Raw genomic sequence first — 18,857 nt, forward strand, 5'->3', positions numbered from 1 at the left:
ATAAAGTTTGGATGCGAACATCCTTATTAAAGCTGTTAAACAGCGATACTTTCAATCGTTATGATCCTTAGCTTTTACTGAAAAGTTGCCCTTTCAATCACGCTTGGCTTTTGTTTAGTTTTCAAGGAACAAAGAGCGTATCCACTCGATTACGCTTCGATTTGCGTCGAGTAACCGCAGACGCAATCTTTTATCAATACTGTTTTTCAACAGCAACTCTATTATTATATCACATTATCAATTTAAAATCAATAACTTTTTTTGTTAGTTATTTTTTTATCTTAGCGACTTAATTTATTATAAACAAAAAAAATAATAAATCAATAGTATTTTTGAAATTTATCAATATGGCACCTATAGTTAAAAAATTGATCTGATTAGCTAACTTAAAAATCATTCTTTAAATCGTTTGTAAAAGGTTTAAAAAACCGATTCTCTTTACATTGTGAGAATCGGTTTTATCGTATTTTAAAACCTTAATTACCGTTCAATCCTATTTTTTCGGGGTATATTCTACTTGTTTTTCTTCCGCTAAATAGATCCCTTCTTCGGCTAATGGAGAAAAGACTCGGAATTTACGTAATTGTTTTCCATAAACATGTATTGTTATTGCAGTTTGATCCCCCACTGCCTCGAGGATATGGCAATCTGCCGGAGGTAAGAGTTTTCCGGTAGATTGTTGACTTATAACTATTGTATTAGAATGTTTCAGTTTGACGACATTACTCGATATTTCCTCTAATTGTATGAAATTTTCCGCCTTAATCTGACCAGCAACTACCCCTTCAGCTCCCCAAGTTCCATCGTGGTCATGCAGCCCGGTTCTCTGTCCGGGTTTCCAAACTAGAGCAATGACTTCAAAACGATCCTTAGGATCACAGTACAATGAGTGCCGTGCATAAGAATCGTTACTTGGCTTTCTTTTCGCTGGAGGAAGCCATGAATCCGACTGAACAAGTTTACCAACTAGCCTTTCAGCATCAACCACCAGTTCATCATCGCTTTTATTTTGTTCCACTATGGCGGTCATTTCACCTACAAAATCTTCTAGCGTGTATCCATTGGTTTGATGTTCCATAAGAAGCCCTCCTTTATTTGATACCTAATCAAATGCAATAATCATGCCAACATTATGCAGATGATAATTAAGAAGGGTTTATGATTATTTTTTCTTGATATATGGGGATTTGTAGGGAAAGTCCAGCTTAAATGTTATGTTGACTTTGATCTTACTTTTTGCAAGTTTGAAAAAGGATCTTACATTTCTGAAAAAGGAGGCTAAATTATTTAAAATACCTATACAAAAGACACGAGTGGTTTGAAGGGATTTTGACTTGATGGTTTTAATAAAAGTTCGGGATTTTTTAAAGAGACAGTACTAACTTTAATAATTAAGGCAGGAGAGCAGCCTAACTGCTGCTAATCCAAATGGATGCCATGTTTCTCCAATTTACGATAAAGAGTAGTCAGGCTGATATTTAAACTCTCTGCTATTCCTGATTTATCTATTTTATCTTTATTGGTTGAAATACGTTCCAATAATACTTTTCGTTCAAATTGGGACACCATTTCAGCCAATCCCATTGAGTTTTGATTATTAAGTTTTTGATTTGCCTCATCTAATATATAATCGGGCAAATCATCAAAATCAAGGATTCCAGACTCATTCATGTTAATCATATACTCGACCGCATTTTGAATCTGCCTTATATTACCCGGCCAATCGTAGTTAATCAGCCATTTTTCTAACCCTTCCTTAATTCTTGGTACATTTCTATTAAACAGAACACTGTATTTTTCTATAAAGTGAGATAAAAATAAAGGGATGTCATCGCGCCTCTCTCTTAAAGGCATGATGCGGAAGGGTATGACATTAATTCTGTAATATAAATCCTCTCGAAATGTTCCTTTCTTCACCATTGATTCAAGATTTTTATTCGTTGCCGATATGATCCTTACATTTATGGGGATAATTTGATTGCCACCCACTCTTTCAATACACTTTTCTTCCAATACTCTTAAAAGCTTAGGCTGCAAAGAAAGCGGCAAATCGCCTATTTCGTCCAAAAAAATCGTACCGTTGTTTGCCAGCTCAAATTTCCCAGGCTTCCCTTGGCGTCTTGCTCCAGTAAAAGCGCCCCCTTCATAACCAAAAAGTTCGCTTTCCAATAATTGTTCGGGAATTGCACTGCAATTAACCGGAATAAAGGGTTTATGATTTTCCTTGCCTTCATAATGGATCGCTTGGGCAAGCAGCTCTTTTCCTGTTCCATTTTCACCCCTGATGATGACCGTACTAGGGCTTTTGCAAATTTTTCTAGCCTTCTTAATAAGAGATAGAAAATCTGCATTTTTTCCAATGATTGAATCGAATGTATGGCGTTTTGAAGGTGTTGAGTCCAGCTCACGAATTTGGCAGTCTCCTGTTTCAATCATTTCTTGTAACAATAATTTGTTTACTATTAATCCGCTTATATGTTTCAAATATTTAGATAAATCACCGGAATGTTCAACTATTGTTTTTCTTTGTTCAGGTGTAAATCCGATAAAACCGATGACACCGACCGGTTTATTCTTTTTAACAATCGGAAATCCTATTGTTGCCAATTCTGTACATTGTTCATTGAAAATACAATAACGGCATTTTTGACTATCCTTCCGCCGATCAAAAATCATTCCAGGCTGCCCGGTTTTTAAAATTGTTTCAAAAAATGATCCTTTCGGTACGGGTTTTCCGACCAATTGCTGATGAAAGCCTGTGCCAGCCACTCTTATATTGTTTTGGTCTATTATAGAAACATCTAATCCTAATATCCGGGCCAGATTATCTGAGTACTCTTGAGCAAAGTCTTTTATTTTTGAAATGCTGGCCATTTTTTAAACACCTCACTGCATCCCCAAAATATCGTTGGTTAATCAACACATAGTTTTATAATATATATTTTAACATGAAGCAGTAATTAAAAATTTTAAATTTTATCTCCCATAAATACCTTCTTTCTTGTTAATTGCAATATTACGGAACAATACCAACCCTCTTTAATGATTAAGAAAGGAAAGCAAAGGAACAGGTACATAGAATACCTGCTCCCTTGCATTTTTACTTCCAAATATCTTTTAGGCTCCAATAAGTAAAGTCAATGACATGCGCATCACCATTTTCTGCAAATAATTCAATGCCCAGTCTTTCTTCTTTTGGATGGATTCGGCTTGTCATTGTTGCCTCCCCGTTATTGGCGAACACTTCAATTGAGGATCGGTCTATATACACCCGTAAAGAAAGCACCTGGTCAGATTCAAGAATTGTACGTCTATTCCCGTCTTTTTCTTTACCGCACTTTGAGCAATCCAGTGTCAGCTTTTGATTTTCTTTTTGATAAAATAATAAAGTCTCTTCCTGATTAATGCTGCGTATCTTCAAACCTACAGTATGAGCAGTTGTTTTTGCCATGTCAAAATCTATTTTTAGTTCAATAAGATTATCTTTTGTTTCAACTAGATAACTTCCGTTAATAGATTGGTTTGTACACACATGATGCTCAGATTCACGCAATAAAGTTAATTCCTCTACCGGATTCATTAAGATCTTGTTATTTTCCCCTAATCTTAGTTCCCTTGGCAATGTTAAGGCCCCGCACCATCCATCTTCCTTCGTTGGCATTTTTGACTCCCACATATCCATCCAGCCAATGGCAATGCGGCGGCCTTTAGCATCAAGGAATGTTTGAACAGCATAAAAATCATGTCCATGATCTAATTCTGTGAATGAACCGTATATAAATTCGTTTGTTTCGTAGTCATAATCACCAACAAAATAACCCGTTTGAAAAAGGTTTTGATATAAATCCCCATCTGACTCAATACCTTGAGGAGAACACATTAATATATATTTTCCATCCAACTCAAAGAAGTCCGGGCATTCCCACATATATCCAAGATTCTCGTTACCTTGTGCCAGGACACCGATATATTCCCATTCTCTTAAATTTAAAGAACTGTATAGAATAACCCTTCCAACATCGTCCTTCGTCGAATTTCCCACCACCATATACCACTTGTCATTATATTTCCAAACCTTAGGGTCCCGGAAATGATGGGAACTGTCAGCCGGCGGTGCGGCAATAACAGGATTTTTATGTGATTTTTCAAAATGAATGCCATCTTTACTGACTGCAATATTTTGATTTTCATAGAAAAGATCTTTTTCTTGATCTAAGATGTGATGGCCTGTATAGATTAATGTTAGCTCCCCATTATTATCAACCGCGCTGCCCGAAAAACATCCACAGTTATCTTCAGGAGCTATCGCGATAGGCAAATGCTCCCAATGAACGAGGTCTTTACTTTTAACATGCCCCCAGTGCATTGGACCCCAATCCGCGCTATAAGGATGATGTTGATAGAAAACATGGTATTCTCCATTAAATTGGATAAGGCCGTTCGGATCATTGATCCAGTTTGCCGGTGCCATGATATGATATCCAAGACGATAGCGTGGATTTACTTTTTTTGCTGCCTCACTTACGGCATCATTTGCATTTGCCAATTGTTTAAGTTTCATTTTATTTCATCTCCCAATATTAATTCCAAAAACTATCTAAAAATTTATACAAACCATATTTAAACGGCAGATACTTTGTTCCCCGCACTATTTTGAATCTCTTTTTCTATCTTCTTATTTTTACTTAGAAAGAAGACGGAAAAGATGGTAAATATAAAGACAACCGAGCTGATAATAAGAAATGTTACATTAAATCCTGACTTATCATATAAAGAGCCAATCAAGGATGAAAAGGCGATAACCCCTACTTGTCCAGAAATTTGAAACCCAATTAAATAAATCGTTGCCGATAATCTTGAATCAAAATTAAGTACGATATATTTAAAAATGGCTACAACCAAAATCGGGGTTTCAAATCCATGCAATAGCTTAATCAAAGATAACCCAATAACACTGCTGACTAATGCCGATCCGGCAATACGCGAGCCCATGATAATACCGGCTAATGTAAGTGAACGCTTTGCCCCAAGCTTATTAACTATAAACGGAGCAACAAACATCATAGCTGATTCAACAAAAACCTGGAAAGAGTTAAGATATCCATAGAACTTATCACCCGTACTTGCATCAGAAAAATGCTTAGTAAAAAAAATCGGAAATAATTGTTGATCATAAATTGTATAGATACATGATGTTCCAAATAAGAAAATAATTAAGCACCAGAATCTTCTAAGTTTAAATGTATTAACAATATTTTTTAAATTAAGAGCGGATGTTTCCTTTTTTTCTTCTTTACTCATTTCAATTTTATAGAAACAATTAATAAGGAAGAAAGCAAAACCAGCTGCCGAAGCAAGCCAGAAATTCACGTGGGGGTTATAACTTGATAAAATGCCTGCTATAAATGCGCCAATTGCATATCCAAGAGATCCCCACATTCTAGACGCACCAAATTCAAAATGAAATTTGCGGCTTAACTTTTCTGAATATGATTCAAGAAAACCAACGCCTCCAATAAATGCTGCACCTAGATAAACCGCCCCAAGTATAGCACCGAGTAAGAAATTAGAATGTAATAACGGTTCATAAATGTAGATTAGAAATGGTCCGGTCCCCATTAAAAGAATGTTCTGAAACCACACTAACGTTTTCTTTGTTCCGAGTTTATCCCCAACTACCCCATAAATAAGCATAAATATTAAAGTCACTGTTGAATTAATCGAATATAATGTTCCTGTTTGTACACCTGTTAAGCCAAGCGTCCTGTTTAACCAAATAGCATAAAATGCCCACCATACTGACCAGGCAACAAAAAAGAAAAACAGGTAACCCGATGTAAACCAATAATTTTTATTTTTGAACAAATTCATGATTTTTTGCTCCTTCCTTATTAAAGGCAATTGACCGTTAATTTTTGAAACAAAATTGTAATCGGTTACAAGCAATATTAAGAAAAAGAGAAAAACTATGTTTAAGATTACATTTTCATAAGATAAGTTGTTACAGTTCTAAATGTTTGTAAAATTCTATTCACACATAAAATAACTTGGCAGCGCTCCCAAAAATATTATATGTCAACCGGTTTCATATGTCAACCGGTTGACATATTTCGGTCAACTTGAAAAGGGATTTCACCCCATATGTATAAAAAAGGAAGAAGGGGATTAGAAAGATTATATCAGACCAAAACTTTTATATATCAATGATAGGGATTTTGCAAATCTATGATTATGATTACGACTTTTTACAAGCCGTCGGCAACTGAGTCTGACCATATATTAATCCTTGGCTAGGGCGGATTTTTCCTTACCCTAGGAATCTAATAAATCAATAATGAACAAGAAGCTCTTAGGGAATGTTGAATTATCTAGAAAATTGCTTTGCATGGGCAGGATTTTGCATGTAATTTCTTAGTAAAATAAATACCAACCCTAATATCAACGATAATAATCCTACTAATACGACGTATTGTGTACCTAATTCTGAAATAAATAATCCACCTACAGCTGTACCAAATGTTGTGCCTAAGTTAACGGATGATAAAAATAATCCATTAGCGAAATCAGGAGCTTCTGGAGCTGCAGACGTAATCCAATATTGATTAATATTAGTTCCTATACCAGCCAATATTCCCCAAACTAAAGTAATAATAGCCATAGGTAAAGTAAATTGTCCTAATAAGAATAAAATGATGTAAACGACTCCCAATGCAAAAGGAAAAGATATTACAAATTTGTTGGCATCTTTAGTCAGTAACTTCCCTGCCACAATGTTTCCAATAATATTTGCCCCGCCGAATATGACTAACATTACACTAATTAATGTCCCAGAGGTATTCGTAACGGCTTTAAGAAACTCAGCAAGATAACTATAAACCCCAAATATTGCTGAATTTAGTAAAATGACAGCAACAATGGAAAGCCAAGTAATTGTTTTTTTTAATACGCTTAACTGTTTTCCATAAGAAAGTCTTTCTTTAACAGGCATAGAAGGGAAAAGAACTAAAGTAGCTATAAATACTGCAGCGTTCACGATGGCGAAAAATGACATTGATATTTGAAACGAAACTGCACTTGCAAGAAAACTTGCGATTGGTACACCAAGTACCATGCCCGCAGATACTCCAATAAAAACTTTCGAAACAGCTTTTGGAGCTTCTTCCTTGCGAACTGAGTTAGCTGCCATTGTAAAAGCTGCCGAAAAATAGATTGGATGAAAAATGGCTGGAATCACACGCGCAATGATTGCAATGGCATAGTTAGATGTGAATATGGAGACAATGTTACCTAAAACGAAAATACCAAGTACAAATAACATTGCCTTCTTACGATTTATCCCCGAAAATAATAACGGCATCGTTGGGCCAGATATTGCAACAGTAAGTGCGAAGAGACTCACCATCCACCCGGCCTTAGATACACTGATATGAAAGTGATCAGCAATGTAGGGTAATATCCCTATAACTCCCATTTCAGTATTTATGATTCCGAAAGCCCCTATGGTCAATATAAATATAAGTAAACTATTTCGTTTAGACAAAAAAATAACTCCTATCTTCAATTATTTTTGTTTATTACTGATGGCAAACGTAACCTTTACATTCCCCTTGCCCAGGGAAGACACAAGATCGGAGACATCCTCAATATAACCAATCCTGGCGTACCCGCCATACGAATTGGAGAACGTATTATAAAAAAGCACAAGAGAATTTGAAGACCAACACATAATCTCGCCCGCATGAATTGTTTCTGGCCGTTCAGTCGATTCGACGGGCAAATCTTTCGGCAAATGGTAATATTTTTCTCTGCCATTCAACTCGGTCATATCGACCGTCATTGGCAGTTGTGAAATTAATGCCCGTGTTGTTTTGTTATCATAAAGCTTTGCTGTGAACACTTTACTGCCAACCGTAATTTTCATGGTTTTCATCTTCTCCACCTCGGATTTTTTAGTGTTCTCAATGATTTTTCCAGTATCATTGCTCTTAGTGCCTTTTTCATTATTACTGCCGCCGCAAGCTGTAAGAAGCATTGAAGTGGCCATTATAGACAAGAGTATCCATTTAAACCCTTTTCCCATCAATATGCCTCCTGATTTTTACTCATAATTGCTTGGAAAATAACATAAATAAAGAGGGATTATCTTGAAACTGTTACTAACTCCTTTGCTATTTATTCTAGCGTGGTTTTTGCATATAGCAAATGCTTATATCTTATATCAAGATATGCCTTGTGGGTATTTCTTAAACATATATATTATGAAGCATTACGGGTGCTGCTGATAATTGAAATTGCGGAATATATTAAGACAAAAGGAGAATACACCTAGTTTAAACACTAGATGTATTCTCCTTTTTCTATTTAATATAGAATTAACATTATGAATATTTTCACCTTAACTAACCTGCAAGTTACTTTCCACTATTTTTATAAAATTCCCTCAATCAACTCGATAGGTAATAAGTATTCTTTCTCAAGGTCATTGGTTTCACCATTGATTTGACGAATGAGAATCTGAACGGCTTTCTCAGCTATTTCTTTAATTGGCTGCTTAATAGTTGTCAGATAAGGTGAACAAATACGCACCGTTTCACTCCCATCATATCCAACAACTTTCAGATCCTTCTGAAGTCTCTTTCCTATTCTTTTTGCTTCTGAAAAAACAATAGACGCAATTAAATCATCACTGGCAAAAATGCCGTCCACATCCGGATGCTCATGAAATATTTCTTGAATCTTTTTTTGAATCATTGGCATACGGCTGTCACTAACAAGAGTTTCACACAATTCGTATATCATTGGGGTTTTTCCCGCTTCTTTCATTACGTTTTCATAACCATCGCGCCGTTTGTTTGCGGGGGCCTCTAATTTTAGCGAACCGGTAATAAAGATTATCTTCTTGCATCCCTGATCTAACAGCCACTTCGTTGCCGTTTTTCCGCCAGTATAGTTATCTGAAGCTACAACCGGTATTTTGTCGGAGAGATAGCGATCAACCGCAACAATTGGCAGATTTACTTTTTGATATTCCTGAATTTGGCTGTTATGTGCGCCTACTATAATGCCATCGACCTGATTTCTCTGCAGCATTTCTAAATAGCTGCGTTCCTTATCGGCGTAGCCTAAACTGTTGCACAATAAAACTTTATATCCCAGGGATGCACAAACGTTTTCAATATGAAACATGAGTTCTCCAAAAAAAGGATTGCTTGTCGTCGGAAATATTAAGCCAATAAAATATGTTTGCTGATGGTAGAGGGATCGTGCCAGCTCGTTAGGATAGTAGTTAAGTTCTTTCATAGCCTCATTTACTTTATCAATCGTTTTTTGACTAATATATCCCCGTTTGTTCAGAACACGTGAAACGGTTGTTGGAGAAACTCCGGCTAATCGGGCTATATCTTTAATAGTTGGCTTCATTGTGAACAAAACTCCTGTTTTTGATTGCTATTTATTAAAATATCTAAAGTCACTTTTATTTCGATAACAATACTTAATGGAATGTTTTATCCCGGTGCAACCGTCGCTTATTCAGGTAAGTAATGCCTTCTCGTCGCAAATTGCACGAAGTTTGTTCAAGTAGCAACTTCGCTAACATCCCGATAAGTTCAGCTAACCATCAGTGGGGGATGAACAAAACCCCCACTGATGGAAGCTTCACTTTATTATACTTAAAAAACTCCTAATGCAGGGATATAGGCAAAAAACCCCGCAAAAGGAGATTCACTAATTATAGGAAACATTATATCAGAAGAAACCGCTGTCGGTAAATGTTTGAATCTATTGGATAGGCTGACCAATCCAAGTTAATTCCCGTTCAAATACAACGGAGGATTCCACAGTTTTGGAATCCTCCGTTTATATTTTCTTATTATGTTTCAATTAATGATCCGTATGATCAAAAACAACTTTTCCATCCACAATCGTTAACTGTACAACACGACTATCTTAAGTATAAAGGAGTCATTCCTAATGTGTACAGCAGGCTTTTTACTCCTAATAAGACTATTATAAAAACCGATTCCTTTATTTAAAGAATCGGTTTTCCGTTTTGTACCCTTTTATTTGATATTAAGGTGAGATGTTACGCTCGGTTATTTGCCATTCGTTTTTAGAGCGTCGAATACGACCTTAGCGGTTTGAGCGATAAGTGCATCATTATAAGCGGCATTCTTCGTATCGCGGCTGGACAAGATTGCGATAACGATGGGATCTCTATTCGGCGGCCAAACGACGGCAATGTCATTTCGCGTTCCGTAGCTTCCGGCTCCGGACTTATCGCCGACCTCCCAGCCTTTAGGAGCGCCGGCACGGATTAGTTTGTCTCCAGTGGCGTTCCCCCGCAGCCAATCTGCAAGAATCTTACGCTTATCAGTTGGGAGCACGTCGCCAACTGTGAAAGCTTTAAGGTCGGCAGCAAGTGCTCTAGGTGTACTTGTGTCACGGGTATCTCCCGGGACAGCTTCATTCAAGTCTGTCTCGAAACGTTTAGGCTTGGACACCTTATCGCCGATCTGCATCAGTATTTTTTTGAATCCATCAGGGCCGCCCAGTTGCCGCAATAAAAGGTTCCCTGCAGTATTATCGCTATTTCGGACAGCAGCCTCGCAGATTTCCCTTAGGGTCATACCCGAATCTACGTGTTTCTCTGTAATGGGTGAATACGAGACCAAGTCATTCTTGGAGTAGGTGATGACCTTGTTGAGTTTGTCAATCGAGTTTTGCTTCAGCACTGCGCCTGCTGCCAGCGCCTTGTAAGTAGATGCGTAAGCAAAACGTTTATCAGGCCGGTAAGCGACCGTCCGGTTCGTACCAGTGTCGACGGCATAGACGCCTAGATGTGCATCAAACTTGTTCTCGAGTTGAGCAAACTTTTGATTAGTCGAAGTCGTCTGGTTCGGCTTTTTTGACTGGGAAACAGAGGATTTGCCCTCCTTCGTGCAACCTGTGAGTGTGATGAGTGTTATTAAAAGCATAAGCAGAACAAATTTAAATTTATGTACGCTGAAGATAGTATGATACGATTTTCCCAAAATCTTAACCTCCTTCTTGCATCTTGAAAATATTTAAATGGGTACACAGTATAAACTTTATCAAAAAACTCACCCTTTTATAATAGTTTAGGATAATATTAAAATTCAATTCAGCCAATATGTTCCTTATTTGGTATATGCGTTGTTATATGCCAACCAAAACCGATTTTCTAAAATAAATTGATTATAATCTCCTTCAAGTTTTGTGCAGCTTTGGACATATATTGATTTTCTATCCATATGAGTGCAGTATCTGAATTTATATGGGGCATAATTTCGGCACAGGATAATGATTCTTGCAGTCTTAATTCTACGGCTACCTTAGGAACAATAGCAATTCCTATCCCTGAATCCGCTAATTTCATCAATGTTGCCACATCTGGACTTTCACAAATTATCTTCGGATTAAATCCATGGATGTTACATGTCTCAACAAACTTATGAAAAACACTATAATCACCTTGACCATGCAGTACCAAAAGAGGATGATTTTCTAATTCTTTAATAGAAATAGCTTTATCCTTAAAAATATGCCAATCAGGCGGCTGAATTGCTACAAGCGGGTCTGATTGCAAAGGATACATGGAAAGGTTATTTATATTTTTAATGTCTTGAGATTGTAAAGGCAGTCTTACAATACCAAGTTCAATTTGTTTACTTTGCAGAAGATCTTCTACTCTCCGGGAATCTTCCTCCCAAAGCTGAAAAGAAACGTCAGGATATTTTTTTTGAAAACTTTTTAACAGCGGCGGAAGGTAGGGTACACAAGACATGACTGTACCAATAGACAGTTTGCCTCTAATGCCATCCTGCTCCTCTTTTACCTCTGTTACCATGCCATTAATCGCATTTAAAACCTCTTTGGCTCTTTTATAAAAGGTTAATCCAGCAGGTGTTAATTCGAATCCCCTTTTATCCCGTTTAATTAAAACGACTCCGAGCTCTTCCTCTAAAGATTTCAATTGCATACTTAGCGGAGGCTGGGCAATATGCAACCGATTTGCAGCCCGTGTGATTTGTCCTTCCTCAGCAATAGTTACAAAATAGACAAGCTTTTTTAAATCCATGGTCTCAACCTCTCTTTAAAGGTTATATATATATTATATATTTACCTATTATTTTATATATTGTACATATAACACGATCTAAATGTATCATAAAAAGGAGGTGTTATAGCTTTAACAAGGAGGTTCTTAGAATATGAAACCTATTAAAAGTTTTCGTGAATACGTGGAAATCCTAAAAGAACATGGAGAAATTTGTATTGTCAATCAGGAAGTAGATTGGCATTTAGAGATGAGTGCTATTATTCGGCGCGCCTATGAACTGCCTGCACAAGCACCACTCTTTAAATCCGTGAAAGACAGCATCCCTGGATTTGAGGTATTAGGGGCCCCTGTCGGAATGAGTCCAAACAAAGAACATCCATTTATACGAGTGGCTCTTTCCCTTGGGTTACCGATTAATTCGACTGCCGCGGAGCTGGTCAAAGCATGGTCTCATCTCCCTGACGTTAAGCCAATTTCCCCTCGTTTAGTTACAGATGGTGAGTGTAAGGAAAACAAACTCTTTAATGATGAGATTGACCTAACCAAATTACCTGTACCATTTATTCATGTTGGTGATGGGGGGCGTTATATTAATACTTATGGGATTCTAATCGTCCGTACACCTGATGGTTCTTGGGTAAACTGGTCTATTACACGTGTTATGCTGGACGGCCCCAGAACAATGGCAGGCGTTCTTGTTCCATCTCAACATATAGGGAAGATATATAGAGAATGGAAATCAATAGGGAAAGAGATGCCGTTTGCCTTATGTCTTGGTGTAGATCCTGGAATTGCCATGATCGCCGGCTATCCGCTTCCTGATCATGTTAACGAAGGTGAAATGATCGGAGGCTGGTATGGCGAGCCCATCGAAGTTGTCAAATGCGAAACAAGTGATTTGGAAGTACCCGCCACAAGTGAGATTGTTATTGAAGGCACTGTCTCCCTGGGAGATATGATTCCTGAAGGTCCTATGGGTGAATACGGCGGTTATACCTGGGTTGGACAAAGAAAACATGTGCCCCGCTTTCACGCTACGGCTATGACACACCGAAATCATCCAATCATGCCAGTCGTTGTCGCCGGCATGCCTCCAGAGGAAAATAACACCAATTGGGGTTTCGCTATTGCTGCCAGCATCCAATCTGAGCTGCGAAACCAAGGATTGCCTGTAAAAGACTGCTTTATTCCGATTGAGTCTGCCGTACACTGGCTTGTTGTCACTGCAGACCATCGTCAACCTGGATATGAGAGTGAAAAGCTGGCTCGTGCCATTGGTGAGACGGTTTTCGCTTCCAGAGGCGGTTCATATATCCCAAAAATTATTGTTGTAAATGATGATATTGATCCTAGTGATATTAATCAAGTTGTGTGGGCCTTAGCTACCCGTCAACGTCCAGATAAAAGAATAGATATACCTAACCAAAAAGTTTTACCGCTTGTTGCATACCTTGATGAAAAGGAAAAGAAAGAAGCACTTACAACAAAGGTCATATATAATTGCTTACTGCCTTTAAATGAGTGGACTGAAGATGAGCAGCCTATTGAAGCATCATTTAGAAGTTATCCAGAAGATTTACGTCATCATATCATTGAAAATTGGAAGGAATATGGTTATGATGTTTAATAATTGAGTCTAATTCTAGAGCAGCTTTCGGAGAGCATAAGAAGTAAGGGCCTCCTTTAAGGAAGCCCTTTAAATTTTAATTTTAACTCGCTTAAAATTATTAATCTATCTAGTTGGAATTACAAGCGTATTCTTTGGAAAATCCGCGGATGAGCCATTTTATGAGTGAAAAAAGGCTTTACAAAAAGGGAAATAAAGCTATCCCCTTCTAAATTATCCCGCCAAATAATTCGGTCACTTTGAAGAAGAGGGAAATTTTGATCAATCATACTTCACAAGATACCTTTTGTTTGAGTTTTTTATATTCATGCTCATTTTTAGTAATCTCCGCTAAATCAAATAGAGCTTTATAAAACAACCGATTATCAAAATTGAATAACCAATCTGATTCAAGGCCTTCCGCAGTTCCGGCAGCAAAATCCCAAAGTGATTGATAATGATTAGGATGAATTGACTGTGCCATTAATTTCAATGCCTTAAGCATTTCAATTGTAATAAGCACATTATCTCTTGAATAGTGACGGATACAGCCAAAGCCAACGTGCAAGTAATCTTCAAAACTTAAATCTTTTAAAATGATCCGAAGCTCACCGCATTTATCCTTTAAGTAAGGTGCAAAATACCCAATCTGTGATATAAGTACCAACAGATCTCCAATTTGATAGATTGTATTAATAGCTGTCTTGGGATCATTATTACCTAATGAACGGATCGCAACTTCTACTAACTTATTAATGCTAAATTCAATGTCTTGAATTTCGGTCTGATGTTTACCTACACTGATTAACTTTTGATATTTGTATTCATCGACAGTTGAAGCATCTTTCTTCCAATATTTTAACATCGGGGTGGAAGCATAATTATAGTCTCCCACTTTAACCTCCATTTTAATGAGAAGGTTATCTTTCTTAGCTTCCTCAATAAGGTTGATAAAATCTACAACTTGTATGTAACCTGATCGTGGCGCGACGACTTGATGACCGGGGCATTCCGGAAATTCGGCACTGATAGCATCAGTTTCTTCAACACGATAAGGATCAAGCTCCTGCTGTAATGAGTTTTGAATAATGTTGACCGATTCTGCCTTCATATTTTCAGTCATATGGTTAACCTGCAGCCATTTCACTGAATGGTTAATGAAAAAGATAAAAGTACCCGCCGATAAAACCGCCAAACAGATAGCCGTCAATGGAATGGTGAAAAACTTTGATGTACTTTGAGTGTCAATAAAAAAGAAACAAATGACAACATAAAGAAAACTCCCAGTAAATATTCCCAATACCCTTTGTGTCGCTTTATTTGCGATGAAATTTTTTAACACTCGGGGAGAAAATTGCCCCGAAAAGGTCGTAAATACAACAAGAATTGAGTTAAAAGTAAACGTCGAAACTGACAATATGGCTGTTGTCAACGTACTGACAATCGTATTGGTCAGTTGAGAACTGACCGATAAGAATGGAGAGACTGCCTGTCCCGCTCCAAATGAGAAGTCCAACATCATTGTTACCGCAATTAATATAAATGAAAGAAAGGCATAAAGAATGGGTGTAAACCAAAGATTTGTATAAATCTCATGCCACCGCTCCCTTTTAGACATATTCGTGTATTTTTTTATTGAATACGGTAAAATCCCGTCCCTCAACATTTTCACCCTCCTTATCTATTTAACTGTTGATATTAACTATTCATAGAATATTTTCCCTTGCAGCTTTTTAATAAAACTTCAATTATTTTTACTGCACGGAGTTAATAGCTTGTCTCAGACTCTATCCTTTTATTGCTTTAGCGGGTAAAGGGTATGTGGGAGATGAAATATGTTTAGTAAAAGTTGCATTGTGGAAAAGACACTATAGAGTTTATTTATAAGGAGGCTTTTAAAAGATGGTTGAAGTTTTACAGAGCCCTATTGTCTCAACTGAATGGGTTGAAGAGCACAAAAATGATGCTGATGTGCAAGTGGTGGAAGTAGATGTTGACACAAATGCATATGATTCCGGGCATATTGAAGGGGCAATTGCTTGGAATTGGACAACTCAGCTAAACGATCAAATACGAAGAGACATTCTTGATCGCGGACAGATGGAACAGTTGTTAGGCCGTTCCAGCATCTCACCAGATACGACTATTGTGCTGTACGGAGATAACAACAATTGGTTTGCCGCTTATGCCTATTGGCAGCTAAAGCTTTACGGTCATGAAAATTTGGCACTTATGGACGGCGGACGGGTAAAATGGGAAATGGAAAACCGCCCTTATACACTCGATGTACCCGAAATAACCCCTGCTGAATATCAAGCCAAAAGTGCTGATCTTTCTCTAAGAGCTTTGCAGCCTGATGTCTTGACAGCCGTTAAAAACTCTCAACTACTCGTTGATGTCCGCAGCCCGAAAGAATACACCGGTGAAATTATAGCCCCAAGCGGTATGAATGAAACAGCGCAACGCAGCGGGCATATACCGGGAGCCGTGAACATTCCATGGAACGAAGCTGCTAACGAGGATGGCACCTTCAAATCACGTGAGGAACTTAAAAGGTTATATGCCAAAAAAGGAATCACTTCCGACAAACCTATCATTACTTATTGCCGTATTGGAGAAAGATCCTCCCACACATGGTTCGTATTACATGAACTTCTTAAATTCAATCATGTCAGAAACTATGACGGATCATGGACAGAGTGGGGCAGCATGATAGGTGTGCCAATAGATAAATAAGTTTAAGATCCCGGGCAGTTCCTTTTGTCCTTTATTAATGTTATAGATCTGGCTAATAAGACAATATACAATCTGTATCTTCCAAACTTTAAAAACTCCAAACTAATATAAGAGGCTGACGCCAAAAGATGCATAAGAATGCCTTTTGGCGTCAGCTTATTATTTTATCACGGTGCAAGCGTCCGTAAGACTCCCGCTTCAAAACTTGATAGCAGCTTTACTAACCATCAGTGGGGATGAACAAAAACCCCACTGGTGGAAGTTTCACTTTATTTAAATCTCTTGTCTGTCCCAATGACGGTGAGCAGAAATTGCATCAAGAAAACTCTCTTTAAATCCCTTTATATCCTTTTCAATGACTACACCCGGACTGTTCTTTATTCCCTCAGCTTTCAGCCACTTTTCTCCTTCGTGTGTAGCACCGATTGGCTTAAAGTGATGATATGCTTCATGAATGAAGCAAGATGCATATTGACGGAATTTTTTACTTACGCCGCTCCCTCCGACAACATAAAGGGCGTCGAATAAGACAGATTCTCCCGTTAAGAATGTATGATTGACATCAAATTCCCCGTCATCAGATCCTTTTATTTTACCAAGCTGTTCACTAATTATTTCAGTATAAACTCCCTTTGCTTGTAAAGATTTTAGGATGTCTGTTACATCAGCGGTGTTAAATCCATTTCCTATAATAACACCGACTTTAAGTGTTTCCGGCCTTTTGACTGTATGATCTTGGCTAAGCGCCGGTGATGATTTCATTATTTTTGAACCTCCCTCTTTAGGAGGATTGGCACCAATAGCCTCAGCAAATGCGGTTGCTAGTTCTAAACTAACGTTTGCAAACATATCAACAACTTGCTGGCGAACGGATTGATTGTTAACTTTTCCAAGCTCAAAACTAAAGGCATCAATAATATGCTGCTTTTCAGGTTTGCTCATACTATTCCAAAACATTGTCGCTTGGGAGAAATGATCTTTAAAACTTTTACTTCGCCTCCGGACTTTACGGCCTTCTACTTTTTCCTGGTAATGTTCATATCCGCCTTCTTCAACACTTGCCGGAGATGGGGAGTTTTGGGCAAGTGAATTATTTTGATAACTTGTTTGTCCTATATTAATAGTTTGACGGCCGTATCCATCACGTTGATTGTTATGAAAAGGACAGACTGGTCTGTTAATCGGCAGTTCATGGAAATTTGGACCGCCGAGACGTATTAACTGTGTATCAGTATAAGAAAAGAGACGGCCTTGCAGCAATGGATCGTTTGTAAAGTCAATACCCGGAACGACGTGGCCTGGGTGAAAAGCAACCTGCTCCGTTTCCGCAAACACATTGTCAACATTACGGTTTAATGTCATCTTCCCAATAATTTTTACCGGTACATCTTCTTCAGGCCATAATTTTGTCGGATCAAGAATATCAAAATCAAATTTAAATTCATCTTCCTCATCTATGATTTGGACACCCAGTTCATACTCCGGGTAATCGCCGCTTTCAATAGATTCCCATAAATCCTGGCGGTGAAAATCCGGATTCTTTCCTGATATCTTTTGTGCTTCATCCCATACCAGTGAATGCACCCCAAGCACAGGTTTCCAGTGAAATTTCACAAAGTATGCTTTCCCTTCTTCGTTAACAAAACGGAAAGTATGAACACCAAATCCCTCCATCATCCGGAAACTGCGCGGAATGGCCCGATCCGACATTGCCCACATCACCATATGAGCCGACTCTTGATTATTGGCTACAAAATCCCAGAAGGTATCATGGGCACTTGCTGCTTGCGGCATCTCGTTATGAGGCTCCGGTTTGACAGCATGTACAAAGTCAGGGAACTTCATGGCATCTTGAATGAAAAAGACCGGCATATTATTACCAACTAAATCATAGTTTCCTTCCTCGGTATAAAATTTCGTAGCAAAACCGCGGGCATCCCTGACTGTCTCAGCCGATCCCTTAGACCCGGCAACAGTTGAAAAGCGTACAAAGACAGGCGTTTTAACAGAAGGATCTTGCAAAAATTTTGCCTTCGTATATTTTTTCATTGATTCATATAACTTAAATTCTCCATGAGCCGCAAAGCCGCGGGCATGGACGATACGCTCCGGAATTCTTTCATGATCAAAATGAGTCATTTTTTCACGAAAATGAAAGTCTTCCATTAAAGTTGGGCCCCGTTCACCAGCTTTTAATGAAAACTCATCCTCTGCAATTTTCACACCTTGATTAGTAGTCAATTTTTTTCTTTTATCATCAGCTCTAAATTGCTCCAGTTGGGCCATTTTGCTATTTTCATTGACTTTATGTTCCTCTTTCATATGAATTTCCTCCTTGTATTATAGCCTCCTACTATATACTGCTTCCCTTATAATATTTAAATCAAACTGAATTTTTCATGATTTAAAATAACCCCTTTCAAAGATCTAATC

The 18,857-nt window shown here is 37.9% G+C and carries 13 protein-coding genes; 2 read left to right on the plus strand and 11 right to left on the minus strand.

Annotated features, from left to right (window positions below):
- Window positions 1–493 precede the first annotated feature (493 nt).
- From ACFQRG_RS12305 to ACFQRG_RS12345, 9 genes are all read right to left on the minus strand, one after another.
- Window positions 494–1,078: a cysteine dioxygenase family protein gene (locus ACFQRG_RS12305; RefSeq protein ID WP_380966352.1), complete on the minus strand. Its 585-nt coding sequence runs from the start codon at window positions 1,076–1,078 to the stop codon at window positions 494–496.
- A gap of 341 nt (window positions 1,079–1,419) precedes the next feature.
- Window positions 1,420–2,874 (minus strand): sigma-54 interaction domain-containing protein, encoded by a 1,455-nt coding sequence (locus ACFQRG_RS12310; protein ID WP_380966354.1) that lies wholly within the window; start codon window positions 2,872–2,874, stop codon window positions 1,420–1,422.
- A 226-nt stretch (window positions 2,875–3,100) separates the two neighbouring features.
- Window positions 3,101–4,561 (minus strand): glycoside hydrolase family 32 protein, encoded by a 1,461-nt coding sequence (locus tag ACFQRG_RS12315; protein ID WP_380966356.1) that lies wholly within the window; start codon window positions 4,559–4,561, stop codon window positions 3,101–3,103.
- Between the two features lie 59 nt (window positions 4,562–4,620).
- Window positions 4,621–5,871, minus strand: coding sequence for an oligosaccharide MFS transporter (locus ACFQRG_RS12320; RefSeq protein WP_380966358.1), 1,251 nt, complete (start codon window positions 5,869–5,871; stop codon window positions 4,621–4,623).
- Between the two features lie 493 nt (window positions 5,872–6,364).
- Window positions 6,365–7,540: an MFS transporter gene (locus ACFQRG_RS12325; protein ID WP_380966360.1), complete on the minus strand. Its 1,176-nt coding sequence runs from the start codon at window positions 7,538–7,540 to the stop codon at window positions 6,365–6,367.
- A 21-nt stretch (window positions 7,541–7,561) separates the two neighbouring features.
- Window positions 7,562–8,080, minus strand: a complete 519-nt coding sequence (locus tag ACFQRG_RS12330) for a cyclophilin-like fold protein (RefSeq protein WP_380966362.1) — start codon at window positions 8,078–8,080, stop codon at window positions 7,562–7,564.
- 347 nt (window positions 8,081–8,427) lie between these two features.
- Window positions 8,428–9,420, minus strand: coding sequence for a LacI family DNA-binding transcriptional regulator (locus ACFQRG_RS12335; RefSeq protein WP_380966364.1), 993 nt, complete (start codon window positions 9,418–9,420; stop codon window positions 8,428–8,430).
- Between the two features lie 674 nt (window positions 9,421–10,094).
- A complete protein-coding gene (bla, locus tag ACFQRG_RS12340) occupies window positions 10,095–10,976 on the minus strand; it encodes a class A beta-lactamase (RefSeq protein ID WP_380966546.1) in 882 nt (293 codons plus the stop codon).
- A gap of 227 nt (window positions 10,977–11,203) precedes the next feature.
- Complete coding sequence (locus ACFQRG_RS12345; RefSeq protein ID WP_380966367.1) at window positions 11,204–12,100, minus strand: LysR family transcriptional regulator; 897 nt, start codon at window positions 12,098–12,100, stop codon at window positions 11,204–11,206.
- Window positions 12,101–12,233: 133 nt separating this feature from the next.
- On the opposite strand from ACFQRG_RS12345, the gene ACFQRG_RS12350 reads away from it, so the two are divergent.
- On the plus strand, window positions 12,234–13,709 hold the full coding sequence (locus ACFQRG_RS12350; RefSeq protein ID WP_380966369.1) for a UbiD family decarboxylase: 1,476 nt from the start codon (window positions 12,234–12,236) through the stop codon (window positions 13,707–13,709).
- Between the two features lie 265 nt (window positions 13,710–13,974).
- On the opposite strand, the gene ACFQRG_RS12355 is transcribed toward ACFQRG_RS12350, so the two are convergent.
- The gene (locus ACFQRG_RS12355; RefSeq protein WP_380966371.1) at window positions 13,975–15,354 is read right to left on the minus strand and encodes a DUF2254 domain-containing protein; all 1,380 of its coding nucleotides are present in this window, start codon (window positions 15,352–15,354) and stop codon (window positions 13,975–13,977) included.
- 236 nt (window positions 15,355–15,590) lie between these two features.
- Here ACFQRG_RS12355 and ACFQRG_RS12360 point away from each other — a divergent pair, with 236 nt between their 5' ends.
- Entirely contained in the window at window positions 15,591–16,424 is an 834-nt protein-coding gene (locus ACFQRG_RS12360; RefSeq protein ID WP_380966373.1) for a sulfurtransferase, read from the plus strand.
- A gap of 273 nt (window positions 16,425–16,697) precedes the next feature.
- On the opposite strand, the gene ACFQRG_RS12365 is transcribed toward ACFQRG_RS12360, so the two are convergent.
- Window positions 16,698–18,746 (minus strand): catalase, encoded by a 2,049-nt coding sequence (locus ACFQRG_RS12365; RefSeq protein WP_380966375.1) that lies wholly within the window; start codon window positions 18,744–18,746, stop codon window positions 16,698–16,700.
- Between the last annotated feature and the right edge of the window lie 111 nt (window positions 18,747–18,857).

The sequence above is a fragment of the Scopulibacillus cellulosilyticus genome, assembly GCF_042665295.1.
GTDB lineage: Bacteria > Bacillota > Bacilli > Bacillales > Sporolactobacillaceae > Scopulibacillus_A > Scopulibacillus_A cellulosilyticus.

Excerpts from the sequence above, each read along its gene's own strand:
- ACFQRG_RS12305 (WP_380966352.1), bottom strand. The coding sequence starts at position 1,078 with ATGGAACATCAAACCAATGGATACACGCTAGAAGATTTTGTAGGTGAA.
- ACFQRG_RS12310 (WP_380966354.1), bottom strand. The coding sequence starts at position 2,874 with ATGGCCAGCATTTCAAAAATAAAAGACTTTGCTCAAGAGTACTCAGAT.
- ACFQRG_RS12315 (WP_380966356.1), bottom strand. The coding sequence starts at position 4,561 with ATGAAACTTAAACAATTGGCAAATGCAAATGATGCCGTAAGTGAGGCA.
- ACFQRG_RS12320 (WP_380966358.1), bottom strand. The coding sequence starts at position 5,871 with ATGAATTTGTTCAAAAATAAAAATTATTGGTTTACATCGGGTTACCTG.
- ACFQRG_RS12330 (WP_380966362.1), bottom strand. The coding sequence starts at position 8,080 with ATGGGAAAAGGGTTTAAATGGATACTCTTGTCTATAATGGCCACTTCA.
- ACFQRG_RS12335 (WP_380966364.1), bottom strand. The coding sequence starts at position 9,420 with ATGAAGCCAACTATTAAAGATATAGCCCGATTAGCCGGAGTTTCTCCA.
- bla (WP_380966546.1), bottom strand. The coding sequence starts at position 10,976 with ATGCTTTTAATAACACTCATCACACTCACAGGTTGCACGAAGGAGGGC.
- ACFQRG_RS12345 (WP_380966367.1), bottom strand. The coding sequence starts at position 12,100 with ATGGATTTAAAAAAGCTTGTCTATTTTGTAACTATTGCTGAGGAAGGA.
- ACFQRG_RS12350 (WP_380966369.1), top strand. The coding sequence starts at position 12,234 with ATGAAACCTATTAAAAGTTTTCGTGAATACGTGGAAATCCTAAAAGAA.
- ACFQRG_RS12355 (WP_380966371.1), bottom strand. The coding sequence starts at position 15,354 with ATGTTGAGGGACGGGATTTTACCGTATTCAATAAAAAAATACACGAAT.
- ACFQRG_RS12360 (WP_380966373.1), top strand. The coding sequence starts at position 15,591 with ATGGTTGAAGTTTTACAGAGCCCTATTGTCTCAACTGAATGGGTTGAA.
- ACFQRG_RS12365 (WP_380966375.1), bottom strand. The coding sequence starts at position 18,746 with ATGAAAGAGGAACATAAAGTCAATGAAAATAGCAAAATGGCCCAACTG.